Consider the following 25,404-nt stretch of genomic DNA (forward strand, 5'->3'; position numbering starts at 1 on the left):
CAAGTATAATGGCACAATATCAGGTCCGAAGCGGACAAAACATTTATGACGTAGCCATGACTCTTTATGGCAGTGTCGAAGGTATTTTTGACCTGTTGACAAGTAACAGCTGGCTCAACATGGAGACGCCTCTGACCTATGGGATGGTGCTTAATTACCATGAAGAGTTTGTTATCAATAAAAACATAGTAATCTGGCTGAAGGACAATAATGTACTTGTTAAAAATGGAGAACATATCTACAATTATCTTGATGTAGAAAGCTTTATCAAGAATCATATTCAATTATATCATTCAAATTTATATAACTCTCTTTCACTCATGTCATCAGATGAGCAAAACATGTACTGGGAATCTCTTTATACCCCACGTTTGGTTGTTCATCAGCAAGGTCAGACATCTAATATGATTGTTAAGTTAAAACCTGAAAAACACATGATTGTGGAATGGGGGGATTACAGCACCCCACAAATTGTTGAAGGGGAAGAAGAGTTAGAGGTAGAGCATTGTTACAAAGGCAATGGTGAGCATATCATAACTCTTTATGGAGATTTTGAATTTGAAAAACTTGATCTTCGGGAGTTGAACGGTGTGTATTATCCACTGGGAACCATTTATGCAGATACCTTCCTATCAGACTTAAAAATTGAGGACTTAAATAAACTTATTATAACGCAATGAGAAGTGTAAGTCAAATATATTCAGAAGCCGTCAGCACCAGAAATAATTATTTACAACTGACAGAGCTAAACACCGGGCGCAGCAACAGCAAACTCAGTATGATCAATTTGCTGACTTATGTTGTTGCTGTCTGTATCCATACTTATGAAGCTATTCTGGATTTGTTTCAGGTTAGAATAGCTGAAGTTCTCAATGGTCGTATCAATGGCACACCTGAATGGTATGCTATCATGGCACGAAAATTTCAGTATAACAGCGTCACTGAAACCGGTGATGAAATGAGGTTCAATGAAGATACCATGAAGATTGAGTATGTTCAACCAGATACCTCTCATAGAATCATTGAAAAGGCTGCATGGCAAACTGATGATAGAGCGTTGACACTTAAAGTATGTAAAGCGAATGATAATTCAAATGAAGTCAACAATGGTATTCCATACATGCAGCTTAACGATTATGAGCTTACAGCTTTCAGAATGTTCATTCAGCAAATCAAATTTGTAGGGGCTGACATCTATTGTGAAAGTTCGCCGGGCGATATTGTAACCATTGTTGCCGATAAACAAAATCCCATTTTTTATAATGACAGCTATGTGACAGCTGCACAAGCTCTATCTGAATTGCAACAAGCAATGATAGATTTTGCCAATGAAATGGAATTTAATGGAATGTTTTATTATCAATCGGTATTAGATGTAATCAGAAAAACTGAACATATCACTGACATCAGTAACAACATCCGCATCTATATAAGCTCATACAATACCACTGATCGTAAATATGATGAGCCGATTGAACTGATAAGTCGTACAAGGCTCAAAAGTGGTTACATCCGTTTACTCGACATCAATTCAGTAATGACTATCAACAGTGATAATCTGACGTTGGTTCCGGCATCAAAAATGGACGAATATTTTGCATCCCTGGAAGAAGAACAAGATGATAAACATTGACTTTACAAATATTGACAACGCAAAGCTAATAGGCAGGCTATTGCCATTTTGGGCAAGGGGAAAGAAAATCTCCTTGCTCCTTCAGGCAATCCTCAGCCCCATCGCATCTGCACACAATAGATTTAAGATATGGGGGCTTCAGAAATTCATAGAGTGCCAGGTGACAGCTCAAAAATCATCTCTTGAATGGTATCTGAAATATCGTCTTAAATCACATTTCCAGAATGAAAATGATACTTTCTTTATCACCCAGGGTATCAATGAATCAGTATCTTGTTTCAGTAGTGATATCTGGAGAAACGGTTTGCACTGGGATAATTCCCTGCGTTGGTTTATCGACACAGAACCGTTAGTCAACATGAACATGAACCTTACTTGCATCAATACAGGTTTATGGGAAAACAGAATGTTATGGAACAATGCTTTGCTTTGGGATAATGAAAACAATGGCAAAAAATACAACGATGCTTATCTGGAATCCATTGATCAGACCAATGTATATGCTCCCGCAATAATTGATACAGTCAATTACAATCATGAAGATTATGAACGAGACATCAGAAACATTATGTCTAAGTTTATGATTAACTTCAACAAAATCAACATAATTGTCGCTGATACAGAATATTAATCAATATAACCAATAGATTATGAAAGTGTTTAATTACAAGAGCGACTATGCTCATCAGACCAGCCTCAAGAAGCAAGAAACCCAGGTGAAGGAAGAGCCGGGAATAGCGACTACCTCGCCAATAATAACCCATGAAGCCAATGTTGGAAATCAAGTTCAGAGAGGGGGAGAAGGAGAAGCTATTACAAAAGCCTCAGAAAAAGCCCCTTCGCAAAAAAAGACGAAAACTAAAAAAGAAACGAGGCCCGAAAGCTATCAGCCGGAAGAAACGATTTAAGTTTATCGAAACTCAGGTAGGACATTTTCTATATGTTTATGCGCCATTGCAATATTGTCTTTTAATTGAGTATTATCAGGCAATGAAAATGGTTGGCAGACATCAAGGTATTAGCTATAATATCATAGAAACAATCGCCCTCCATAGCGATAATCCGGCTTTCAGAACAGCTCGTTTTAGACGCGCTCTAATAGCATATCGACGTTTTGGATTAAAACCACTACGCCCTACTGGATGGACGCTTAAAGACGCATGTTACTTTGCCCGAAATAGCTTTCATGTATATGAAGCTATAAAAAGATGCACCGAGTGAATTGCCCGGTGCATCTTTCTTAAAATTTTTTCCTATTTGAAAATATTGAATTATAAATAATTTTCACTTTAGGCGGTCCACTGACAACAGTACCGCAAGGACAATCAGATTGTATTTTTGATTTTTTATTTGGATTATACCATTCTCTTTGGGCTTTATCTAAATCTGATTTACTTCCGATGTAAAAATCACGCATCCGTGGGTTATCACCTACATTATGACAATACTCTAAATGTTTTCTCCACTTAGTTAATTGTATTGTCTCACCACAAAGCCGGCATTTTATGTCTGGGATTTTCTTCTGCCGCGCTTTCTTTTTAGATTTTGCCACAGAATTATTGCTCCTGAACCGGTCTCTTAAACACAAAATTAATTGTATTGGTGCGAGTGTTTCCACCATCTTCCGACTGAGGAAATACCGTTTCCTGGGTCGTATAAACATTGACCAATTCCCAACCTTCTTTACCATAAAGATTGAGAGAATTGGGAATCGCGGTTGTTTCAGGAAAGTACAATGACTGAGAATCGCTCAGGGTAGTAAGAGCAGCTTTATCATTAGGACTATATACCGTAGGGAGCTTAGAGCCTGTAAATGTAACAATTTTATATTCCCATTGTTGTATAGCTTGATTAGCTGTATCGGTTTTACAGCTGGCAAATGATAATGCCATTAAGAAAAAGAATATCAACTGTTTCATAGTCATTTTGAATTTGTTTTACTTACATTGTTTCAAAATAACAATGACCAAAGCGAAAAGCGTAGAGTCATTGCCCTTCGCGTCGTGGTTCACCACAAACCATGCTCTATAAGGCAGACCCTACGCTATGCGCAGACCTGCCTAATATAGAGCAAAGCCTTCTTCTTATCAGAGGTGGTGATTTCGACGCGAATTAGGCTCTTATGTCATTCCCCATACTCAAGGTAAAGGAAACGCTACAAAATTACTAAAAAACTTGCCTCGCACAAAATAAAAAGCACAGCATCCTAAAAATCAGACGCTATGCTTTAGAACTATCTCAGAGATTTGGTGATGTCTCTCAGATATTCACCTTCTACCCGGTATAATCGTTGATTGGTTTTTGGTGATTTAAGATCTCCCAACTTCTTAATGTAGGGGCCAAATTTCAAATAATCAAAATTCTGGTATTCAGTGAACACCGAGATAGTCTCATCACCACTATACCATCCTATTTTTAGATATGGGTAGTATTTTCTAACATGCCCGGCAAGCTCATTTACTTCATCAGGAGCAATATCACCACCCATAAAAATGATACAGGTTATATCATCTCCTAATGAATCAAGGAACATATTCACAACCTCTTTAGTCAGTTCTTCTCCTTGATTTTCTTGAAGTTTAGGAGTCTTACAACCTTTACATCTGAAGGGACAACCAGATATGTAAATCACAAGAGACACCTCATTGGGTATCTCCTGTGATTTTACTATAGCGTCTTGATACCTCAGCACTATTAATTGCATTTGGAATATCCACATGAAGAACAGGTCATACAGCCTTCAGACATGCTCAACTCTTCACCGCATTTAGGACATCTGGGATTTGCCACATCTTCAGTCTTAGCATCGGATTTTATATTATCCACAACTGAAGTAGTCTGATTATTAAGTTTCAATTCTTTTTGAAGCTCATTATACATCTCAGTAAGTGCATACCCAATCGCTACAGGACAGGATGAACCTTTCGATGTATCATTCTTAGTGGCTTTACGGACTGCATAAGAAGGACATGTGCCGGCGCTCTTCAGCTGATCGACAATATCTTCTATCGCAATATTGCCTCTTGCAGCTAACGATACCATGCGTGACAGTCCCACCATAAACAAAGCGCAACCACCCTGAGAACCCTTGCTAAAGTAGGTTTCCAGCAGCTGTCCGGTGTGACGGTCAAAGAAAGCGGTTAGATGAAGAGTACCACAGCCAGTAATAAGTGTACGTTTACGACCGATACAATCATCAGATGCTTTTTTGATTTTAGTAGGTGCATTATTCTCCAGCTCCTTTGTATCGGTTGATAGAATTGCTTGTCTCTGACAGCCGTCACGCCATATCGTTATACCCTTTAACCCTTTCTTCCAAGCAAGAAGATATAGGTTTGCTACATCATTAATTGTGGTATGATTGGGAAGGTTAACGGTGGAACTTATAGATGCGTCTATATAAAGTTGTAACTGAGCTTGCATATTAATACGCTCCTTATATCCGATTTCATTTGCGGAAACGAAATAATCGGGCAGAGTGGTGGAGCCAGTAGCTTTTTTGAAGTCTGATACAATCTTGGCATCTACTTTATAAACAGTTTCCTCTTTATTTAGAGAAACAGTTCGACGATTATATGAAAAAGCATAATTTGGCTCAACACCGGTACTTACCTGAAGCATTGTACCGATTGTGCCAGTAGGGGCGCAAGTAAGCAACTGTGAATTATACAACCCATACTCCAAAATCTCATTCATTACCTCTTCAGACAAATGAAGATTCTTGATAAAGTCTGAATCGACAATGGCTTTTTTGATTTCTGGAGTGCAATTAGGGAAAGCACCATGTTCCTTAGCCAGCTGTAAAGATGTGAGAACGGCGTTAGTAGCAATAAGATGATAGATTTCTTCCACTACTACTAATGCTTCAGGGGAGCCATACTTCAGACCTAACATAATTAAGGCATCCCCTAATCCCATTGTGCCTAATCCAATCTGTCTCCAGCCTGTAACAGAATCACGCTGCTCCTGAAGAGGATGTAATAACAGTCCTTCCATAAGCACTTCATTTAAGGCTTTGACTGCACACTGTACAGCAGATTGTAATGCCAGATAATCAACCTGAGCATCATGTGTAAATGGCTTATTGATGAACTTCGATAGATTAAGACTACCAAGCAGACATGAGCCACCGGCAGGCAGAGGCTCTTCAGCACAGTTGCCTGTGATACAACCATTCGCAATAAACGTATGATTTTTGGGCTCATTGAAACAGAATACATCTTCTTTGCCACAAGGTGTAATCGACACCACTTTGATAAATCGCGTAGCATTTCGATTGGGCCAACAAGTTCTTACCGTTACTCGATGCGTTTTCAATCCATGAAGTCCTAACGTAACCACATTTGAAGCATTGATTGTTAATCGGTATGAGTCTTGACAATGATATTTCTGAGTTGTAGCTTTATCACTGGCAGGGAGAGGACGATCACCTTCCTCGTGCATTAAAGCAATTACGCCTGTTGCACCAAGCGTATTCAGCATATACTTTATATTGAGAAGGAAATCACGATTAACACTCGAAATTGAGATAGCTCCATCCTGAGAATTTAAGCATCCATCTGAATCAATGATGCCGGCTAACCAATCCAGTCTATCTTTCAAGCTAAAAGAGCCATTTGGCACAAAATTTTTAGGGCGTTGGACATTGACAGAGTAAGTGATTGAAGTGGCATCTTCACCTCTTTGATTTTTTATATCACAAAAAGGAATACAGCATCGTTTATTATCATAAAACTTGATGTACGAAGCATTTCTATCTGTGCAGACAAATCCATCTCCACTGAAGAAGCCCTGAGTGTACATGGATTCACCACAATCTTCGGAAGGACCAAAGACAAGAGGGAAAGAGCATTTAATGAGCTTATCTCCAATCTTTATGTCTTTTAACTGTTTACGAGTATCTTCAGGTTTACGATAAGAGCCTGTATTAATAGGGAACTTGTGATAATCAGTACACTTGATAGAAGTGCCGTCACTAAAAGATATTTCATAAACTTTTGCGCCTTTATCCATCAGTTTGGGTTCCACTTCAGACCACGTATAGCCATTCCATACTATACATTTATGTCCTACAAGAGTAGCTATAGGTTCGTAGCCATTCTTAGTAAGAATAAGAGTATCGCCGGTTACACACGGATTTACACCAGCATATTTGAATCCTGAATTTTGAAGCAGGTTATAATTGGAAATACGATCCCAATACAAGATGCCGGGTTCTCCCATTTCCCAATTACGTTTGGCAAGCAGCATGAACACTTCACGAGCATTAATCACCTTTGTGATTTCTGACCCATCTTCCATAGTAAAGCGAAGAGTAAAATCAGAATTGGCTTCTACTGCTTTCATGAATTTATCAGTTACTCGAACTGATATGTTTGCCTTGGTACAAACATCCAGGTCAGATTTGAGATTGATAAATTCAATTAAATCCGGATGCTCACAGGAGATGCTGATCATTAAGGCTCCACGCCGCCCCTCTTGTCCTATCAACCCCGTAATGTAACTATACAAGTCCATGAAGCTGACTGTGCCGGATGTGCTTTTTGCGGCATTATTAACCGGAGCGTTTTTGGGGCGAAGCTTACTGACATCAAGTCCACATCCACCCCCATAACTGAAGGTTCTTGCAAGTTTGGCTCCAGCCTCAAAGATCGACTCCAGTGAATCTTCCGGAGGGGTCAAACAATAGCAGTTACTGTAAGTGATTTTTCTATCAGTCACTCCACGGTTTGACAGAATACGACCGGCAAATATGAATTTCTGCTGACGGATAAGATTTTTAATACACTGATTAGAGCCGGAAACTCGTTCCAGCCATTGTTCAAAGGTTTCATTACCTTGACGATACTTATTCTTCCATATTGTTATTGGAAGCTCCTCGCCATTTAGCCATTCCTCGACAGTCATTCCATCAGGAACTTTTGCCGGTTTGCCATCCTTGGTGATAATATTGGTTGTTTCCATAATGATGAGTTAGCACCAGATAGACTATCCTGCCTGGTACTCAATAATAGACTAAATGAGTTGGAAGAAATGTTTAAGGGCAAGTATCATTTCACTAATCTCCTGAACTGTGAGAACTTGAAGATGGTACCCCATTATATCTGAGTTTGCGGGCTTGAAGTCCGACATAGATAGTTGCGCAACTTCCCCGCGCATGAATTGGTATTCCTCCTTAGAAAGCGGCTCTTCGTTGTTGCTCAATCTATGAAGCAGATAATTTATCAGATTAGGAACATAGAACTGGGATTCATTTTGAGAATCATGAATATCTTGAATTTTTGATTTGACTAAAACCAAAGCCATTGGCAAGATCGCGTCAATAGCCTGATAATCCTTTTTGATGTTATGGTTCTCTATGATAAGCTGCATGTGCTGGAGCTGATCGAGAGTGAGATTATTCGTTTCCATCTTCGACCTTCTCCTTTTGTTCCAGTTCATCAATCTGAGAAGAGAGAACTGTTTGCACATACTCCATCTCTTCCATTTCTTTCATAAGTCTGCTTACTTGTTCACCCTGAAGCCAGTTCAGAATGATGCTCCATGTAAGTGCTAACAACAGAACTACGATTAGCACATTTTGCTTTTGCTGTTTCATAATGTAGTCTTTTATGAAACACTGCTTTCATCACCTGCACTCATGCGTGCGCTAAAAAAATATTCATTGCGGTAGTTTACGAACACAGTTACCCCTTATAGGGGGTTAAACTGAAGTTTTCGCCCTACTCGCTGTGCATTGCAATTCATTGCGTACAGTTATACTGTTGCACAGGGCAAGATCTTATTTTAAGTCGCATCTGCCTAATGAAGAATAATGCGGTTCTTCATTCCTACCCCGCGACTCTCGCTATATCCCTGCGAGTTTCAGACGTGCCCGGTGGGTTGTGAATATGCCGTCAGCACCATAGGTGTTCTTGAAGTTATCTCTCGGCTTATCAAGCCTTGGCATTATCATTTGCCGCTCCCTATGGATTATGCGTCCAAGAGTGTTTTCTCTATTTACCAACGACTGCTTTCTGCATTAGCTTGGTTTCATCTATCTGTGCATCGTTGTTGTGCCAGATTGCCATGTCACGGAAGCTAAAGGCCCGCTACGGTGTTTGAGTTGATACTGGTTGTTGCTTGAAACACTCAAAGCTGCTTCCAGACAATGTTAGGAAGTAAGGGTATATAAAAATGCCCCGCAAACTGAAGTGACGATCATTTGCGGGGCATTTGCAATATAGGAACGGATGCGTTTAGCAATCCGAATATATTTCATATCTTCGCATTGCTGAATCGTCACTTCCAACATTGCGATGCAAAGGTAATGCAATATTTTGGATGCTGCAAATATTTTTGTAGAAAATTTAATTACACCCATTGATTTTAACATTTGAGTATATTGCATCAATATTGCAATTATAATGTTCGCGTGTGCGTGAGGGCAACAATACTGTACATTAAAATATACATTAATATACTGCAAACCATAGTATTAAAGAAATAATGATGTTCAGGTATAAAAATTTTTCAAAAAATATTTTGTGGGTTCAGATATGTTTTATAACTTTGCCAGCGAAAGTAACAGTAACAACATCTAAAACCAATCGCATGAACGATATGAAAACATGATTAAAGGAAAAGGTAAGCTAATGAAGGTAGCTGGGCATACCGTGATAGACGAGTTTAAGAAAGCCTGTGAAAAGCTGCCCGATAATGACAATTATCTTTTTGTCATTTGTGATGACACTCGAAATAGGAATTTGCCCTATCTTTCCTATTTTTTCTCGGTAGTGTTAAAATACATTTCAGATTCGTTACCGGATCATCCCAGCACTACCGCTCTCTACAAGTATTTTGAGGATATGTTCGCTCCGATTCATACCGTCAAAATAAACAACCGGCAGTTTCAATACTGCGAACTAAAATCGGAGAAAGCAAGTGATGTCAACGATGTTATAGAGAAAGTCGTTGAATATGCCCTAAAGGAATGGGGCATTGAGGTTCCTCGGCAGGAGGATCTTAAAGATCCGGAAATGCGGGAACTGCATAGCCAAGCCTACTTGAATCAAGAGGTTGATTGGAGCAATTTTATCTCTTCGCGCAAATTATCTAAAGATGAGCGAAGAAACAAGAAAACTGAGCGCATTTGAAGCGTTCCAGCAAACTCAGCTTACTTTTGCTGAAGCAGAAGAAAAAGCTAAACAAGAAGCCGGCGCCCCCAAGGTTGACAGATTCCGTATTGGTGAGGACGGCGAGTATGTAATCCGTATATTGCCTCTGGCTCCAAGTTTTGACAATGAGGGCAATATCCTTCCGATGGATCGTAAGGGCTATGAATATGCCGTCCATCAGTTCTTCCTGGGCATTAAGGTTCCCAGCAAGAAAGGTAAAACTAAAAAAATCAGTATCCCGGTTATTCGTACCACTGATAAAGAAGTGGGACATTCTGTTGACATTCTTGATGCCTATGTTAAGATTGCCAAAGAGATGTATGCAGATGACAACGATCTTGTTAAGCTGCTTTCCAGTTCTTCGTATGAAGGCGGTATTCGCTGGAACTATCAGCACGCAATCATGGTACTGGATGTCTCCAGTGATAAGGAACGTGCAAAAGGTCCGCAGCTATGGCAATGCTCACATAGCCAGTATAAGGACATTGATGCGGCAAAAATGCGTCTCTGGAAAGAACTTCGTGAAGAAGGTCAGGAGACATGCCCTATTAGTGGGTTCACCGATGCTTATCCAGTTAAGGTAATCCGTACTACAACAAATAACAAGACTGAATATAAGGTAGAAATCGGTCGTAAGACAGTTGATATCAAGGAAGAAGAAGCTGAAAAGCTGCTGGAACTTCCTCGTATCCCGGAACAACTCTATCGTTATACCCGCTATCAGCTTGAAGCTACTCTTGTGTTCCTGGAGCAGTATGATCAGGAGCATGGAATGGAAGTTTGCAAAGAGCCGGATTTCGTGGAAATCGTCGAAAAGCTCAAAGGCGAACTGTCCGCAGATGATACTTCGCATTTTGACCTTGCAAATGCTACCAATAAGGATAACGGCAAGGATGAAGTTACTCTGGATTCTCTGTATGCCGAATACGATGCTATTGTCGATCAGGGCTTGAATGAAAAATCCGAAGAATACCAGGAGCTTCGTGAAAAAATCCGTCAGTTTATCGAGGACAAGGGGCTTGACGTGCGTATTTCGCGTACCAAGAACAACCTTCAGCTTCTTGAAGAAATCGAAGAAGTGATGGATTCACAAGCTTCTCAGCCTAAGAAAGAAGAAATAGAAGAGCCAGCACCGGCTCCTGCACGTCGTAGGGCTCCAAAACCCAAGGTAGAAGAACCTGAAGAGGATCCTGAAAATGAGCCGGAAGAGGAAAAGGCGGCATCAGAAGAGCCTGTTGTAGAAGCTCCAGCAGCCCCAGAACCTCGCCGCCGTCGTGCTCGTCCGGGCAGTGAAGCAGAAGCAGCTCCTGGACCTACTGTTGAAGAACCGGCAGCCGCCGAAGATGAAGAACCGGCAGAAGCTGCTCCAGCTCGTCGGCTTCATACCCGTCGTCTTAGATAATTCCTGTCTTTAGATAACAATAATTTGTGTAGTTCGAGAGGGCATTGGGTCAGTGCCCATGCCCTCTCTTTCTCTAAACTATAATTCAGACAGGAAAGATGAAAGAAGCGATTGCATTATTTATCAACGATATACACGTCAATAAAGATAATATCGCCGAGTTCAATCAGAACTGGAAGGAGATGTTGTCTGTGTGCAAACGTGAGAATATCGCAGACATTGTTATTGGAGGTGATGTGTTTACCTCCAGAGCATCACAAACTCTTGCAACCTTACTTGCTGTAAAAGCAGCCCTTACTGAAGCTGTACGTCAGGGTATCTATATTACCATTGGCGAAGGCAACCATGATAAAACGGATCAGGAAGCTATTGAAGGCTACAATCATTTATGGGTTGGTCTGAAAGGTATTGATGTTGTTGATACCCATAAGACTTTATACTGGGAAGGATGTGACTTTTGTTTGCTTTTGATGAGCTATTTCCCGGAAAACGGATCATTCTTGGAGAAGCTGGATATTGCTGTAGCTGATACGACGAGTCAGTATCCTCAGTTCAAGAAAAATGATATAATCCTGTACATCCATGAAGGAGTACATGGTGCATTAGGTGATTTTGAAATAGACGGTGAACTTCCACAAGAGCCTCTGCTGGGATTCAAAGCAGTAGTGTGCGGTCATTATCATAATCGTGTCAAAATCAAGAAAACCAACATCGAATACATAGGTTCTTCTCGTCAGGCTAATTTTGGTGAAGATGAAGAGAAGGGTTATACAATCTTGTATGCCGATGGATCTTATGGGTTTGTCAAGAATGAAGTTAACATGAGATATCAGACCATTGAACTGGATGCCAAAAATGTTGACAAGTACACTCTGGATATAGATGATCGCTATCGCTATAAGGTAAAAGTAAGATGCAACGAGCGACAGGCTAAACTCTTTGATAAGCAAAAGTTAATGGACTTAGGCTTTCATAAGGTAGAAGTCGTAGCTGAAACTGATTTACCTAAAGAATCCGCTGCTGCTGATATTCAAGAGAAATATGACAAGCAAGGTATAAAGAAGGAATATCAGAACTACTGCAATGAAAATTCAATCGACAGTAAACTGGGTATGAAATATCTGGAGGGCTAACTATGTGGAAATTAACTGAAATCAAAATACGAAATATTGTCTCTTTTCATGAGGCAGCTTTAACTATCACTCAGGGTGTAGCAACCCTTATCTTCGGTAAAAATGAAGATAATGCTTCTCAGCCCTGCAATGGCTCAGGTAAATCTTCTCTGATTGAAGCTATATCATTTGCTTTGACTGGAGAGCAGCTTCGCAAGGTTAAAAGCGTTGAAGAAATCATTAATGATCATGCAGATGAAGCTTATGTTTATCTGAGACTTGATAATGATTTTAATGATAACAGCTTCACCATTGAGCGTACCATCAGCCGTAATGTGCCTCAGACTATTGAGTGCCATAAATATAATGGTGCCGGTGAGGAAATTGAAATGGATAAAACCATTCAACCCACTGTATCAGATTACAATAAGTTCATTCTTAATGAGATCGGGCTTTCTAAGGATGATATTTATAATAATTTCATCCTTTGCGATAACAAGTATGAAAGTTTCTTTGATTGTTCTGATAAGAACAAAAAAGAGGTTATCAATCGTTTCAGTAATGGTATTATCATAGATGAAAGTATAGCACGTGTTCAAGCAGACATAGAGCCTATTGTCGAGCGATTGACTGAGGCAAACAATCAAGTGATTAATGTCAAAGGGTCTATTGCTGCTATTGAAAATGAGCTTGACCTTGTTGATGAAAAAACTGTAAATGCAAAACAAGAGCGAGAAGCACGTATATCCAGACTGGACGGGCAGATACAAAAATGCCGTGAGGATATTGAAGCTACTGAAGATAAAAAACAGAAAGGTGAAAAACGCCTTCAGCTCTTACAGAAGCTTCAGAAAGAGATAGTGTCGTTGGAGGCATCTGACACATCACTATTGGAATCATATCAGCTAATTAAAGCGATGTGTCAGGAGCATGAGTTGGGCACGATCAATGAGTATGATGTATTGTCTCAACAATACAAAAAAGATTTAGCCGCTCTTAAAGCTGAAATTGATGATATAACAGCTAAAATCAAAAGTCAGAATGAGCTGGTTGGCAAACGTAGATTAGCATATAATCAGCAAAATGAGCAATATAAGCTTCATTATGACGAGCAGAATGAGCTGACTGAAAAAGATAAGCAACTGATTGAGAAAATCAATCAGGAAGTTGCTAAAATTGATCAGCAACTTGATAAGATTGAAGAGCAGATTAAAGCTAATAAAAATCGTCAGGCAGAGCTGTCGGCTTTGATTGCGCATAATTCGGCAATGATGGATGGCGTTGTCATCTGTCCTAAGTGCGAACATAAATTCTTCCTTGACAATAAGGTTACTGTTGAAGAAATTCGTGCGAATCTTATCAGTTACCGGACAGAAATGGAAGATAAGAAAACCGCTGTTCAGAAACTGAATGAAAAATTTGATCAGATTGATGAACAAGCCGAATCCAAAACTGAGAAAATAGAAGCTCTTAATCAGCAAATTAAAGGTCGTTATGGCGCACTTGACACTGAATATTCAGCATTGATAGCACTATCCAGAGAAATTGATGAAATAGAACGCACTATAGCATCATTTCAGAAAAAGCTTACCACTGCTCAGAATGATGTCGATAAACTGAATGGCAAGATTGAGGTTATGCGTAATCGTCTTTTCGGAGAGATTACCGGCGTACTGGAGGGTCGTGTCATGAACGGCGATAACTATTTGGCTCAGTTAGCATCTTCTATTAAGTTCATTCAAGGACAAATGACGCAGTATCAGCAGTCTAAAAGAGAATTGATAGAAGCCCCTGAAACAGATTTTGCGGCATCTTTGAAAGCTTCTCTGGAGAAGTATCAGAATGATTTGCAAGCAGCAGAAGAAAAAGCTGCTGATGTTCAGAAGGAATATAATATTCTGAAAGAGCAGGAAGTGCATTTTACAATGTTCAAATCCCATATTGCCCGCAAGAAGATTGATGCACTGTCTCTTATTGTGAATGATTTCTTGGAAAAGATTGGTTCTGACATCCGATTGAAACTGGAAGGATTCACGGTAACTAAAACCGGCAAGCTCAGAGATAAGATCTCTGTTCAGGTTATGCGAGATGGCATTGATTGTGGGTCTTATCATAAATTCTCCGGTGGTGAGAAAGCTCGATTGAACCTTGCTTGTATCTTGTCACTTCACACTTTAACTAACTCTAATTGTGAGGATGGTAAAGGTCTTGATTTCATCATTATTGATGAGCTACTGGATAAGTCTGATGAGATGGGTATGGCTACATACTGTGAGGCATTAAATAAGCTCGGACAGACTGCATTATTGATCACCCAAGGAGGTGTCTCAGAAGGGTACCCGCATAAGCTATTAATAGTAAAAAAACAAGGAATATCAACAATTTCAAACTAATAGCTTATGCAGAAACTAACTGAAGAATATGTACAACAGTTGGGGCGTGGTGATGTAATGGCTTTTGATGTGGCTACTCATTGTGGTTACTATACTTTGGGCGATTACGGCACTAAGACGTTTCCTAACAACGAAAAAGCTCCCAAATATCTGGGTCCGGATTATGCTCAACACAAGGCTTTCCGTAACTGGTTAATAGAAGTCCTCACATCCCATAAAATCAAGGCTGTAGCAGCAGAGGATGTGGTTTATGGGCATTTTATCGACTTCCGAAAGCTGTGTGAATTTCGTGGAATCTTGTTGGAAGTGTGTGAGACGCTGGATATTCCAGTTGTCACCTTCAAGCCATCTGACATCAAGAAGCATGGCACAGGGAAAGGCAATGCGGACAAAAAGATGATGATTGAGTTTGCAGAAAAGCGATACCACATTGATGTGGAAGGTGATGATAATCTTGCAGATGCTCTTCACATCTACATGTATTTCATTCATCGCTACAAGCTCTAATCAACTCATTAAAAATAAGATGATTATGAACCTTTTGCCTAAGCCCTTCCTCAAATGTTACCCAATGCCTCAAAAGAACCCGGAAAACCCACCAAATCGACTGCAAAATGTCGACAGTTAAGTCCTAAAGAAAAGGAACGTCTTTTTAATAAGTACGTTATGCCTAATCTGAAGGATATTAAAAGCTTGACAAAACACTATACCGACAACTATCAAGATGTCGATGACAATTATAATTACTGCCTTGCTCAGTTGTACAACTATATCGGTTCGTATAACCCGGAACAAAAGCTGATGACATGGCTTCACATCGTTGTCAAGCGAGCTTGTTTTTATCAGAATAAAAAACGATATGAGGAAGCACAACATTGGACTGATATTGAAATGTGTTCGATGGATGACCTCTATCAGCATGGCAATAGTATGATTGTTGAAGCTGGATTTGGAAATCTGATAGACAATATCTCAGACCAAATGTTAGCGGCATTGATGAAGATTCCTCCGCAGCGTTTATCTCCTTTTATGATGTATGTGCAGGGGCACAAAATCAGGGAGATAACCGCAGCGGAATGGAAACTGGGGCATCTTGAAAAGCGAAGTGAGGATATAGTAAAAAGCCGAATTTATTGGGCAAGACGAGAACTGCAATATATACTAAGACAATATGGAATTACAAGAAAAAACCGTAAAAGTCCGGCAGATGATCGAGACTGTTGTGAAGAGGACGATTAATCCTCGATGGCAGTTTACTCAAAGTGGCGTGGTTGCACTTTATATCCAAACTGGATTACAGTCGCTTCCAGGACTTTTTGGTGTATCTGACATAGATGATGAACGTATTGTCGATTATCTGGTATATCAGCTGTATCGTCAACGTACCTCACTTGCGAATGGATCATGGCGCCACACTTACTTGTTCTCGCAGTCTGCATTAGAGAAATATCGTAACCAGTTTCTCAGTGCTGATGGTAAGTCTGGCATGAACTATTACATAAATCAATGGTTGGATGAAGCTGAGTTGTCAAGGAGCCAACTGACCGCAATGATAGCGAAGCAGAAGCCAAATCCATTAAAGAAAATGATATATCTTCCATCAGAAGAGCCTATCAAGAAGCGGTTTTTGAATACTGATGCAGGTTTAGCTTTATGTCAGCAATCAACTACCGGCTGGAGCCCGCTTTCAGAAACTTGTGGGCGATGTGATAACTGGGTAGAGTGTGGAAAGATGACCGCGAAGAAGTACCCAGAACTTATGCGGTTCAGGAAAGAAGTTTATCATGGCAGGAAAGAAAAATGAAAATGTCTTGACATCTGAGTTCCTTGCGGAATTGTATAACTGTGCTATCACGAACAATCAGATATGTTCTGTGGTAAGCCGTTATATGGAAGATTCATTTCTCCCGGATCAGCAGTATCAGCTGTTAAATACAGCATTGAAAAGTTACTTCAATGAGTATAAGACAGCCCCCCAGTATGGTATTATATCCCAAAGATTATCTTCTTCAAGAGCAGTTTCTGAGCTTTTGGAAGAAATCAGAGATGTGGCTACCAGTGTTAATCCCGATGGTATCAGAGATCAATTTGAAGAGTACCTTAAATTAGTGCAGTTTAAGAAGATCTTTAAGGAGGTTTCTAAGAAATATGAGGATGGAGAGCGCATTACCGCAATGATGTCTTTCACCAAAGAAGCTGTCAAATTGCAGCAGTTCACACTGAAACCTGAAGAGTTCATCGACATTGCTCAGACTTATGAGGAGCGTTTGCGTGAGAATAAAGTGCGCCATGACAATCCCGTGACTAAACCGGTAAACAGCTTTTATATAGATGGTCTTGATGAGATGAATCAAGGTCGTAATCTTCGCACTCAACTTTCGCTTTTTCTGGCAATGTCAGGTGTGGGCAAAAGTCATATTGCCCGTTGGATTGGCTACAATGCAGCTTACATCAGTGGATTAGATGTTCTTCATATTCAGCTGGAGGGTGCTGCTTCTGAAACAACCGATGCCTATTCTGCAATGTTGAGTGGAACTACCACCTATGAATATGAAAGTGGTAAAATCAATAACCATACGCTTGAACACTTGAAAAGTCAGCTCGACACATATAAGGGCACATTGAAGGTGAAAGCATATCCTAAGTTTGGCAAGGAGGTATCTACTACTGACATTAGAACCGATTGTGATAAATATCGTGAGAAATTCGGTAAATATCCTGATGTTGTGATTGTGGATTCTCTTGATTTGTTGACAGATGCTTCAGGTCGGAACTGGGATGCCAAGTCATTGCGTCATAAACGTATCGCCACTGCTCAGGACTTAAAAGATTTGGCAGCAGAGATTGATGGTTGGCTGGTCGTTACCTATCAGGCTACAATCGAAAATCCTGATTGGGTCAACGATGAGAAGAATGTCCTTACAGCCTTCAATACTTCTGAATGTAAAGGACTTCAGCGTCCATGTACCCATCTAATCTCGCTTAATCAAAGCAAGAAAGAATATCGAGAAAGCACTATGCGTCTGTATGCTGATAAATTCAGATTCTGTAAGAAAGGTGAGCCTTTTAGGATTGCTCTGGACTATGAGCATGAGGTGTTCTATGACAGAGTTAGAACCTTGAATCTGCCACAGGACAATTCCTAAAACTGGCTATGATAATTGATGAAAGCAGTGTTATGACAGGACTACACAATGATTATCACACCGGAAATACAACGATCCATTTCAGATGAGCTGCTGTATGATTTAGGCGGCAAGTTGGATGGTTCTCGAAGGAATATTTTGGTACCGAATTGTCCTTTCTGTGGGCATGACGGTTTCAAATATGGAATATACATTGGTAACAATGTAGGCAAGAAGCGATTTGGTATGTCTAATTGCTACCATTGTAATAGGCGTTTTGGTTCTCTGAAAGAAACTCTCAAAGCTCTTGGTCGTGAGGATTTAATACCAACTGAGACCGCAGAACTTGACGATGATACTGACATTTCAGCTATGTTTGATGATGAGATTGATGATGATCTCGTTGAAATCACTATGCCCAGAGGCTATAAACGATGCTATAAAAACACTTACCTCAAATCTCGTGGCTGGATTACTGATGATTATGAGTATTTTCCTGTCGGAACAAATCGTGCTATTGAAAGAGAGTATCAGGATTATATCATTCTTGAAGTGCTTGATGAAGGACGTCGTGTCGGCTTTGTAGCAAGGAGTATTCTGAGCAAGGAAGAGATCGACAGTTACAATGCCCGACATCATTATCAGATACGCCGGTACAAAAATTCAGATGAGCGGAATGGCAATGGTTTTGCCAAAATGCTGTATAACTACGATGCAATAGAGCCAATGGTGACGCACTCAGTCATTCTGTGTGAGGGGCCGTTTGATGTCGTAGGATTGAACCGGAAACTTGAATTGTATGATAATAAGTCTATCGTTCCAGTAGCAACATTTGGCAAAAAGATCAGTCAGGAGCAAATGTTCAAACTTCAAAAGAAAGGTGTAGAACAAATTGTAATTGGCTATGATAATGATGCCAAAGAAACTACATCACGTATCGGTATGGAACTGGAGAAATACTTTGATGTATTGATTGCAGACATACCAGACGGAGTGGGTAAAGACTGGGATGAGATGGATGTCGAAGATATTTATGATGTCTTTGCTTTCAATCTTAAAACCATAAGAGAATTTAACCTGACATGACATGGAAGCAGCAATATCATTAAAAGAATGGCTTGAAAACCATAATATTACATATTCCTTGCGTAAGGATGTGGTAGTTATTCCCGAATTTGGCAGATGTCTGATTCAGGAGGATTTTGAGCACATCTTTAAGTTGAACAAGGAAGGCGATGTGGTTTTCAATGCAATAGAAAATTACTCTTATCTATTGGCTGATGAGATTTTCTATATTGTATTTCCTTTTGGTTGTCGTTGGTATTATATCGACATTCGTAAAGATCAGGCTGACTTGCAGTTTAAGATTCTCCGATATGTGGGTGCCAGTCCTAAGTTTCAACATCAGTGCAATTACTATCCGTTAGGCATACATTCCGGTTATGAATTACTGAATGGCAGTGGTCTTTTGAAGGATTGGTGTGCTAAGACAAAATTTCTTGGATATAAGGGGCTGGCTGTGTCGGATAAAAACACAATGGCAGCTTCACTTGATCTTCAGCAATCTGCTACTGATAAAGATTTACGCTATTGTTTTGGTTATGCTTTGACTGTGCAAATTGGCAATGATAAAGTTGGAGTAAAGATATATGCGGCTACTCAGCAAGGATTCAGAAATATGTTGCGTATTCAAAAGGCTATAGCCGTAGATAATTGGGAAACCAAAGAGATTGACTTAATCACGCTCTTGAATCTTGCTGGAGGCAATACGCTTGTATTTGATAAATGGTCAGGACATTGGCTTGCTGAGAATAAAAACGCTTTGCAGGACTTTATAGACGCTTTTGATGGCTGGGTATATTTTCAGGTTGACGTAACAGAATATCGTGCCGATCGAATTGATTCAGCTCTGCTTCAGAGTCAGAAAGCTTATTTTGACAGCTTCTATCTTGGCAATATGGAGTATGCCATGAATATTCGTCCGGTACTTATTCAGGATGTTTATTATTTGGATAAAGAGGATTGGCGTACTAAAATTGTCTTGAATAAGGTTGATACTGGAGCTGCACATGATCAATCATTCTATCAGTATTTGAAAACTATTGATGAGCTGTATGATGAGTTTCGTAAGGCTTTTTCAGACAATTTCACTGATGATGATTTTTACGATATGTGTGAGGCAACTGCCGACATCATCGAAAATGCTTCAGCTGCTTATGATTTGAGCGATAACTATGCTCCAAAGTATGATATGACCCCCCAAGAGCAAGCAAAGTATGGAGATACTTTGACTATGTTTCATAGCTTGATTGAAGATGGCTTTAAGAGACTTGTGCCTGAAGGTCAGGAGGAAGTCTATCGTAAACGTGTCGAATATGAGAAATATGTTATTGAAAGCACCGATAATGTCGATTACTTCTTGATTCAGAGAGATGAATTGAACTGGGCTCAGGAAAATGGTATTCTTACAGGCATTGGTCGAGGCTCTGCCGGTGGCTGTTTGCTTCTTTATCTCATGGGTATCACTTTCATTGACCCTTTGAAATATGACTTGATTTTTGAGCGTTTCCTACTGCCGGAGCGCGCCGGTCTGGAGCCGGATAAAGTAACAGTAATGGCAGAAGATATTCAGTCATCCGATTACTTTGAATTGGTATTGGATGACAATAAAAAACTCTTGCTTGATAAAGATGCGGAGTTAGTGGTCATCAGGAATGGTGAGCAGCTTACCGTATATGCAGACCAGTTGCAAGAAGGTGATGATATTCAGTTTGATAACTGTGATTTACTTCACACTTTACCAACTAAATTTCTGCATGAAGATAACAAGCATAAAGCATAAGAATGATACTACGATTGTATCTGACTGTTATGCCGGTGACGGGTATGTTAAACGCAATCATGGTTCTCTGCCTGATATTGATTCAGACTTCAATGCAGAGCGTCGTGAAGAAGTTAAGGCTTATTTGGAACGTCGATATAATAAGGACGGGATGCAAAGGGTCTTTTCTGCCGGCACATTCACGACAGCAAAAATAAAGTCCGCAATCAAGGACGTTGCTCGAACACATAAGATTCCACAGGCTACCACCAATTATCTAACGGCTATTCTGGATGATAATATGTCGTGGACGGAGCTTATGAAAATGGCATATACGGATAAACGCATGAGGGATTTTATTCAGAAATATCCTGATGTGTTTGAGGAGATTGTGCCTATTATGGGACAGGCTCGTTCTGCCGGTATTCATGCTTCGGCGCTTATCATTACTCCTGAGTATGTCAAAGGAGAACGTGTCGAGTGTTTTGATTTGCTCCCTATCAGAAAGATGGGTGATCTTCTCGTGTCTGAGATTTCAGGTAATGACATTGATGCCATTGGTATTCTGAAAAACGACGTACTTGGCATTAAGGAACTTACTCGCCTTTCAGATACACTGAATCTGGTTGCAAGTGAATATGGAGTGAAATATACGATTTTGGAGATAGCCTCTAAGTACCTAAACGATGAGAAAGTCTTTCAGATTATTCGTGAAGGCAATACTCAGGGTGTGTTCCAGATGAGTGGTGAGGGTATTACAAAATTCATTAAGCGACTTGCACCAGATAATATTAATGACCTGATTGCATCTGTAGCGTTGTTCCGTCCGGGCCCTTTGGATTCGGGTGCTGCTGATAATTATGTTCGTGCCAAAAGAGGTGAATATGAACCTACATATTTATGGGGAACTTATGAGATCCTGAAAGACACATTTGCTCAGATGGTATATCAGGAGCAGATTTCTCGTGTTGCTCAAAAAGTAGGTGGATTGAGCCTTGGTGATGGTGTAAATCTGGTAAAGGCACTGAGTAAGAAGAAATTGGAGAAAGTACGTAAATTCCAAGCAAAATTTTTCTCAGGAGCTAAACAGAATGGTTGCCCTAAAGAAGCTGCCGATCAGATTTGGAGTAACGTGGAAGATGCTGCAAAGTATTCTTTTAATGCTTGTATAGCCGGACATGAATATCTGTGGGGGCGTCATAAAGAAAAAGGACGTGGTACCAAGATTAACATAGGCGATATGTGGCGTACAATGAATGATTATGAATGGGCAAAAGCGAATGGGCGACTTTCTCTCAGAAGCAAATATCGCAAATTTGGTTATGGCACATGTTGGTCTCTGAATGAGGATGAAAAGCTTGTGGTAAATCGAGTTGTGGATATCCGTTATCAAGGTGTGCGTCCAGTATATCGCATCACCCTTGCAAATGGCAGTACGATTGATGTAACCGACAATCATAAACACCCAACCCTTGATGGTCAAAAACGTACTGATGAATTGATTCCTGGAGAGGATTTTATGTATATCCGTGTCGGGTGGATTAAAGAAAATACGTCCTATAAGTTCACTGATAGAGGAGAATTGAATAATCCTCGTTATCATTCAAATGATAACGTAGAATCCTATAGCATCAATGCTCAAAAGGGATGTCAGGGCTTTCAAAAGCGTGATAGCAAATATACAAAGCTGGAGTATTATGAGAGTCATCTTAAAAAGGATTATTGTGAAGAGTGTGGATGTAGAGATAAGCGTCTGGAGATTCATCATGTAAACGGTGATCATTCTGATGTCGGAGAGAATTATTCCAACGTCAGGACACTCTGCGCAAGCTGTCATAAGAAAGCTCATTATGAAATGGGGCGAGTAAAGATGGGACGAAAGGGTTTAGGTACTGCTGTCGTACAGGTGGTATCTGTCGAATATCTATGTGACACTGCTGTATATGATGTAGAAATGGAGCATCCCTACCATACCTTCTTAACCGGTAAAGGGGTGGTTACTTGCAACTCTCATGCCACAGCTTATGGGCTGACGGCTTATGTCGGCGCATGGCTTAAAACATATTATCCTACTGCTTTTTATACAGTAGTATTAAGAGACCAGGATGAGGATAAAATGGCTGTTCTGATGAATGAAATAAAGTCTGTTGGTGGTACTGAATTGGAGAAACCGAATATTAATATCTCAGGTGAAAATTTTACTGCTGACTTCAAGAACAATAAGATTTACTGGTCTTTGTCGCGTATTAAGCAGCTTGGTCCGAAAGCAGTCAAGTACATTGTTCAGGAACGAAATTTATATGGAGAGTTCTTTAACATGGAAGATTTTATCAAGCGCATTTTCAAAAGCAAGTTCAAAAGTTTTGAAGATGATGGAACGGCTGAGGTCAGGGAGCGTTGCCCGGTTACAGCAAGAAGCGTCAGAAATTTAATATTCGCTGGTGCTTTTGATCAATGTGAGAATGTTGGTTCAGTGCTTGAGCGATATGGGTTGCTTGAAAGAGCGGCCGAACTGTTAGGCTTTAAGTTGACAGAAAAGGATATTCCAGAAGAAATGCGTGATAAACATTATTGGTGGAGCCGTCAGCAAATCGCCGTATCGGGTCATGGCACTATTGATTATCGACGCATATATGATAATATGGAGAAGCCAAAAAGTCTTTCTGCATATAAGTATATCGAGTTCTCTGACCTCAACAATCTTTTCTATGAAGTGAGAAAGGGTGTAATATGTGCTGCAATTTGTTCGGTTACTGACAAATCTTATAAGGATAAAAGAACTGGAGAAACTAAGCATTTTGGTAAGATAGAGCTTCAGCAGAATACTGAGACTAACATTTTGACCATCTGGGATGATTGGGATGTTTGGAAAAAGGAATTGAGAAAAGCTGAAGGACGTATGATTGTGGCTGTGGTCAATATCAAATGGAGTGATTATGATGAAAAGAATACGCTTCAGATTGGTAAAAGTTCTTTCTTAAAATTGATATGATATGTCATTTCTGATAGACATAAAAGAAGAACTGGATGATCAGGTTCAAGAGCAACTGAGAAAGTTCAGACATGAATGTGCCGGCACCGGATATAATGGATGGTATCGGATTCAAGCTGCTATTGCCAAAGCACGTGACCTCAACATATATCATGATAAGGTTGAAAATTATATCATGCCAAATCTCTTTGATGAGAATGGAGATGCAATCGCATGGTATCATTGGAGAGACCCACAGCAAGTTCAGGTAAATATGGTTAAACGGAATTTGTTGACTTCTTCGCATTACAGTCGCAAGCGTGGAAGGGTCACTCCTACAAGATTAAAAATGTTGATGCGTGAAATACTAAATCACCGTATTAATGAATACTTAAATCCTCAATTAGATATGGAAAAACTTAAAATCTTATGTATCGTTGGTGGCTCCGGATGTGGTAAGACACTTGCCTCATTACATCTAAAACATCATAAGGATGCGAATGTGATTTGCTCCTTCACAACAAGACCTCCAAGACCAACGGAAGTGGAGGGGCGCGACCATCATTTTATTGACATAGTGCCTGATAAAACTGAACTGATTGCTTACGCTCATTTTGGTGGATATTACTATTACGCTACCAAGTGGCAGGTATTTGGTCCATGCACTGTCTATGTTATAGATGAAAAAGGGCTTGAGAATCTTCGCAAGGATTTCGGCGATGTATATGATATATATACAGTGCTTATTAAGCGTAATAAATCATTACGTCGGAAGTCTGGCGTAGATGAGACCAGAATACGTCGTGATGAGCGTAGAAACCTGATTGATAAGGACTATGACTATGTAATTGAAAACAATGGTAAGAAAGCGGAGCTATTTAATAATATAGAGCGCATATACGAAGAAATCAAAAATAAATAACAATGGCAGCACCTGTAGAAAAAGGAAATGTCATTACTGCAATAGTATATGACTTTGAGACTGGAGGATTAGACTGCACTGTTTGTGCAGCAACTCAGATATCACTTCACGCTATCCGTCTTGATACGTTTGAGGTGATGGAGAAATACGCAGCATACATATATCCGTATCATAAGAAATCTGAAATTGGGAAGCCAAAACGTAAGGTTCTCAAAAATAAATATGAAGATGACGGTGAAGAGTTGATGGACTATGATGAAAAGGCTCTGAAATACTCTAACATCACAATGGATATGCTCTATTCAATGGGTAAGCCGCTTGAAGATGTGTGTCAGGAAATCTGCGACTTTATTAAGCGCAATACGTTCCCAGTTGTAGCAAGCAATAAGCCTTTTATGATTGGGCAGAATCCTTTGTTTGATAAGAAGTTCATGCAGCAAATCATGTTATATTCTGGATTGTGGCCCGAATTCTGCAAGCTGGTAAGGGGTGAAAAGGACTTCTGGGGTAACTTCCAGCCGGCTCAATTAGACACGATTATACTCAGTCAGTTGACTTTTGATAATGACAAGAGCATTACCACATGGAAGCTGGAGGCAATGGCAGAGCGATTAGGCATTGATTTGGATGATGCTCATGATGCAGATGCCGATGTTACAGCTACCAGAGAAATTGTAAGAGTGCTTACTGCCAGGATGCGTGAACAATCATCTGGTGGAGGTAATGCCGTCGGCAGTTTGTCTGCTGAGAAGAAAGAAAAACTTAGAGATCATTTCAAAATATAAAGCTATGAGTACAATTCTGTATATCCTTGGTACGACCATGTGTTTGGGAGCTGTCATGTACAGCATAATGAAGTCAGCAACCAA

The 25,404-nt window shown here is 40.0% G+C and carries 23 protein-coding genes; 17 read left to right on the plus strand and 6 right to left on the minus strand.

Features of this window, described 5'->3' with window-relative positions:
* Positions 1-8: 8 nt before the first annotated feature.
* From C5S62_RS07900 to C5S62_RS07915, 4 genes are read left to right on the plus strand one after another with little or no spacing between them, the layout of a single operon-like run.
* A complete protein-coding gene (locus tag C5S62_RS07900) occupies positions 9-680 on the plus strand; it encodes a hypothetical protein (RefSeq protein ID WP_104404838.1) in 672 nt (223 codons plus the stop codon).
* Positions 677-1,633 carry a hypothetical protein gene (locus C5S62_RS07905; protein WP_104404839.1) on the plus strand — a complete coding sequence of 319 codons (957 nt, stop codon included), beginning with the start codon at positions 677-679 and terminating at the stop codon, positions 1,631-1,633. Before C5S62_RS07900 ends, C5S62_RS07905 begins: the two co-directional genes overlap by 4 nt.
* Positions 1,620-2,264: a hypothetical protein gene (locus C5S62_RS07910; RefSeq protein WP_104404840.1), complete on the plus strand. Its 645-nt coding sequence runs from the start codon at positions 1,620-1,622 to the stop codon at positions 2,262-2,264. The genes C5S62_RS07905 and C5S62_RS07910 overlap by 14 nt, the downstream gene beginning before the upstream one ends.
* 19 nt (positions 2,265-2,283) lie before the next feature.
* Positions 2,284-2,541: a hypothetical protein gene (locus tag C5S62_RS07915; protein ID WP_104404841.1), complete on the plus strand. Its 258-nt coding sequence runs from the start codon at positions 2,284-2,286 to the stop codon at positions 2,539-2,541.
* Between the two features lie 332 nt (positions 2,542-2,873).
* Here C5S62_RS07915 and C5S62_RS13280 read toward each other — a convergent pair whose 3' ends face one another.
* The 6 genes from C5S62_RS13280 to C5S62_RS07940 form a co-directional block, all read right to left on the minus strand.
* Positions 2,874-3,185, minus strand: coding sequence for a hypothetical protein (locus tag C5S62_RS13280; protein WP_133159542.1), 312 nt, complete (start codon positions 3,183-3,185; stop codon positions 2,874-2,876).
* Between the two features lie 4 nt (positions 3,186-3,189).
* Positions 3,190-3,552: a DUF4177 domain-containing protein gene (locus C5S62_RS07920; RefSeq protein ID WP_190311569.1), complete on the minus strand. Its 363-nt coding sequence runs from the start codon at positions 3,550-3,552 to the stop codon at positions 3,190-3,192.
* A gap of 314 nt (positions 3,553-3,866) precedes the next feature.
* The gene (locus C5S62_RS07925) at positions 3,867-4,352 is read right to left on the minus strand and encodes a 4Fe-4S cluster-binding domain-containing protein (protein ID WP_223301185.1); all 486 of its coding nucleotides are present in this window, start codon (positions 4,350-4,352) and stop codon (positions 3,867-3,869) included.
* Complete coding sequence (locus tag C5S62_RS07930; RefSeq protein WP_104404843.1) at positions 4,328-7,597, minus strand: LAGLIDADG family homing endonuclease; 3,270 nt, start codon at positions 7,595-7,597, stop codon at positions 4,328-4,330. Before C5S62_RS07930 ends, C5S62_RS07925 begins: the two co-directional genes overlap by 25 nt.
* 51 nt (positions 7,598-7,648) lie before the next feature.
* Positions 7,649-8,044, minus strand: coding sequence for a hypothetical protein (locus C5S62_RS07935; RefSeq protein WP_104404844.1), 396 nt, complete (start codon positions 8,042-8,044; stop codon positions 7,649-7,651).
* Positions 8,031-8,231, minus strand: a complete 201-nt coding sequence (locus C5S62_RS07940) for a hypothetical protein (RefSeq protein WP_104404845.1) — start codon at positions 8,229-8,231, stop codon at positions 8,031-8,033. The genes C5S62_RS07935 and C5S62_RS07940 overlap by 14 nt, the downstream gene beginning before the upstream one ends.
* Positions 8,232-9,243: 1,012 nt before the next feature.
* Here C5S62_RS07940 and C5S62_RS07945 point away from each other — a divergent pair.
* The 13 genes from C5S62_RS07945 (at position 9,244) to C5S62_RS08005 (ending at position 25,320) form a co-directional block, all read left to right on the plus strand.
* On the plus strand, positions 9,244-9,768 hold the full coding sequence (locus C5S62_RS07945; protein ID WP_104404846.1) for a hypothetical protein: 525 nt from the start codon (positions 9,244-9,246) through the stop codon (positions 9,766-9,768).
* Positions 9,734-11,191 carry a hypothetical protein gene (locus C5S62_RS07950; protein WP_104404847.1) on the plus strand — a complete coding sequence of 486 codons (1,458 nt, stop codon included), beginning with the start codon at positions 9,734-9,736 and terminating at the stop codon, positions 11,189-11,191. Before C5S62_RS07945 ends, C5S62_RS07950 begins: the two co-directional genes overlap by 35 nt.
* 98 nt (positions 11,192-11,289) lie before the next feature.
* Entirely contained in the window at positions 11,290-12,324 is a 1,035-nt protein-coding gene (locus tag C5S62_RS07955) for a metallophosphoesterase (protein WP_104404848.1), read from the plus strand.
* 2 nt (positions 12,325-12,326) lie between these two features.
* Positions 12,327-14,696: a hypothetical protein gene (locus C5S62_RS07960; RefSeq protein WP_104404849.1), complete on the plus strand. Its 2,370-nt coding sequence runs from the start codon at positions 12,327-12,329 to the stop codon at positions 14,694-14,696.
* A gap of 6 nt (positions 14,697-14,702) precedes the next feature.
* On the plus strand, positions 14,703-15,203 hold the full coding sequence (locus C5S62_RS07965; RefSeq protein ID WP_104404850.1) for a crossover junction endodeoxyribonuclease RuvC: 501 nt from the start codon (positions 14,703-14,705) through the stop codon (positions 15,201-15,203).
* A 54-nt stretch (positions 15,204-15,257) separates the two neighbouring features.
* Positions 15,258-15,935, plus strand: a complete 678-nt coding sequence (locus C5S62_RS07970) for an RNA polymerase sigma factor (RefSeq protein WP_104404851.1) — start codon at positions 15,258-15,260, stop codon at positions 15,933-15,935.
* On the plus strand, positions 15,868-16,500 hold the full coding sequence (locus C5S62_RS07975) for a hypothetical protein (protein ID WP_133159543.1): 633 nt from the start codon (positions 15,868-15,870) through the stop codon (positions 16,498-16,500). Before C5S62_RS07970 ends, C5S62_RS07975 begins: the two co-directional genes overlap by 68 nt.
* A gap of 226 nt (positions 16,501-16,726) precedes the next feature.
* A complete protein-coding gene (locus tag C5S62_RS07980; RefSeq protein WP_223301186.1) occupies positions 16,727-17,842 on the plus strand; it encodes a DnaB-like helicase C-terminal domain-containing protein in 1,116 nt (371 codons plus the stop codon).
* A gap of 225 nt (positions 17,843-18,067) precedes the next feature.
* The gene (locus C5S62_RS07985) at positions 18,068-18,907 is read left to right on the plus strand and encodes a toprim domain-containing protein (RefSeq protein ID WP_190311570.1); all 840 of its coding nucleotides are present in this window, start codon (positions 18,068-18,070) and stop codon (positions 18,905-18,907) included.
* A gap of 1 nt (position 18,908) precedes the next feature.
* Positions 18,909-20,663 (plus strand): PHP domain-containing protein, encoded by a 1,755-nt coding sequence (locus tag C5S62_RS07990; RefSeq protein ID WP_104404855.1) that lies wholly within the window; start codon positions 18,909-18,911, stop codon positions 20,661-20,663.
* On the plus strand, positions 20,638-23,634 hold the full coding sequence (locus tag C5S62_RS07995; protein WP_190311571.1) for an HNH endonuclease: 2,997 nt from the start codon (positions 20,638-20,640) through the stop codon (positions 23,632-23,634). Before C5S62_RS07990 ends, C5S62_RS07995 begins: the two co-directional genes overlap by 26 nt.
* Before the next feature lies 1 nt (position 23,635).
* Positions 23,636-24,535, plus strand: a complete 900-nt coding sequence (locus tag C5S62_RS08000; protein ID WP_104404857.1) for a hypothetical protein — start codon at positions 23,636-23,638, stop codon at positions 24,533-24,535.
* 2 nt (positions 24,536-24,537) lie between these two features.
* Complete coding sequence (locus tag C5S62_RS08005; protein WP_104404858.1) at positions 24,538-25,320, plus strand: exonuclease domain-containing protein; 783 nt, start codon at positions 24,538-24,540, stop codon at positions 25,318-25,320.
* Positions 25,321-25,404 lie beyond the last annotated feature (84 nt).

This window comes from Prevotella sp. MGM2 (assembly GCF_002933955.1).
Classification (GTDB): domain Bacteria; phylum Bacteroidota; class Bacteroidia; order Bacteroidales; family Bacteroidaceae; genus Alloprevotella.

What these genes read in the sequence shown, in the direction of transcription:
- C5S62_RS08000 (WP_104404857.1), top strand. Translation starts at nt 23,636, where the DNA reads ATGTCATTTCTGATAGACATAAAAGAAGAACTGGATGATCAGGTTCAA.
- C5S62_RS07940 (WP_104404845.1), bottom strand. Translation starts at nt 8,231, where the DNA reads ATGAAACAGCAAAAGCAAAATGTGCTAATCGTAGTTCTGTTGTTAGCA.
- C5S62_RS08005 (WP_104404858.1), top strand. Translation starts at nt 24,538, where the DNA reads ATGGCAGCACCTGTAGAAAAAGGAAATGTCATTACTGCAATAGTATAT.
- C5S62_RS07975 (WP_133159543.1), top strand. Translation starts at nt 15,868, where the DNA reads ATGGAATTACAAGAAAAAACCGTAAAAGTCCGGCAGATGATCGAGACT.
- C5S62_RS07915 (WP_104404841.1), top strand. Translation starts at nt 2,284, where the DNA reads ATGAAAGTGTTTAATTACAAGAGCGACTATGCTCATCAGACCAGCCTC.
- C5S62_RS07935 (WP_104404844.1), bottom strand. Translation starts at nt 8,044, where the DNA reads ATGGAAACGAATAATCTCACTCTCGATCAGCTCCAGCACATGCAGCTT.
- C5S62_RS07955 (WP_104404848.1), top strand. Translation starts at nt 11,290, where the DNA reads ATGAAAGAAGCGATTGCATTATTTATCAACGATATACACGTCAATAAA.
- C5S62_RS07995 (WP_190311571.1), top strand. Translation starts at nt 20,638, where the DNA reads ATGAAGATAACAAGCATAAAGCATAAGAATGATACTACGATTGTATCT.
- C5S62_RS07910 (WP_104404840.1), top strand. Translation starts at nt 1,620, where the DNA reads ATGATAAACATTGACTTTACAAATATTGACAACGCAAAGCTAATAGGC.
- C5S62_RS07965 (WP_104404850.1), top strand. Translation starts at nt 14,703, where the DNA reads ATGCAGAAACTAACTGAAGAATATGTACAACAGTTGGGGCGTGGTGAT.
- C5S62_RS07985 (WP_190311570.1), top strand. Translation starts at nt 18,068, where the DNA reads ATGTCTAATTGCTACCATTGTAATAGGCGTTTTGGTTCTCTGAAAGAA.
- C5S62_RS07930 (WP_104404843.1), bottom strand. Translation starts at nt 7,597, where the DNA reads ATGGAAACAACCAATATTATCACCAAGGATGGCAAACCGGCAAAAGTT.
- C5S62_RS07945 (WP_104404846.1), top strand. Translation starts at nt 9,244, where the DNA reads ATGATTAAAGGAAAAGGTAAGCTAATGAAGGTAGCTGGGCATACCGTG.
- C5S62_RS07905 (WP_104404839.1), top strand. Translation starts at nt 677, where the DNA reads ATGAGAAGTGTAAGTCAAATATATTCAGAAGCCGTCAGCACCAGAAAT.
- C5S62_RS07900 (WP_104404838.1), top strand. Translation starts at nt 9, where the DNA reads ATGGCACAATATCAGGTCCGAAGCGGACAAAACATTTATGACGTAGCC.
- C5S62_RS07950 (WP_104404847.1), top strand. Translation starts at nt 9,734, where the DNA reads ATGAGCGAAGAAACAAGAAAACTGAGCGCATTTGAAGCGTTCCAGCAA.
- C5S62_RS07925 (WP_223301185.1), bottom strand. Translation starts at nt 4,352, where the DNA reads ATGTGGATATTCCAAATGCAATTAATAGTGCTGAGGTATCAAGACGCT.
- C5S62_RS07920 (WP_190311569.1), bottom strand. Translation starts at nt 3,552, where the DNA reads ATGAAACAGTTGATATTCTTTTTCTTAATGGCATTATCATTTGCCAGC.
- C5S62_RS07970 (WP_104404851.1), top strand. Translation starts at nt 15,258, where the DNA reads ATGTTACCCAATGCCTCAAAAGAACCCGGAAAACCCACCAAATCGACT.
- C5S62_RS07960 (WP_104404849.1), top strand. Translation starts at nt 12,327, where the DNA reads ATGTGGAAATTAACTGAAATCAAAATACGAAATATTGTCTCTTTTCAT.
- C5S62_RS07990 (WP_104404855.1), top strand. Translation starts at nt 18,909, where the DNA reads ATGGAAGCAGCAATATCATTAAAAGAATGGCTTGAAAACCATAATATT.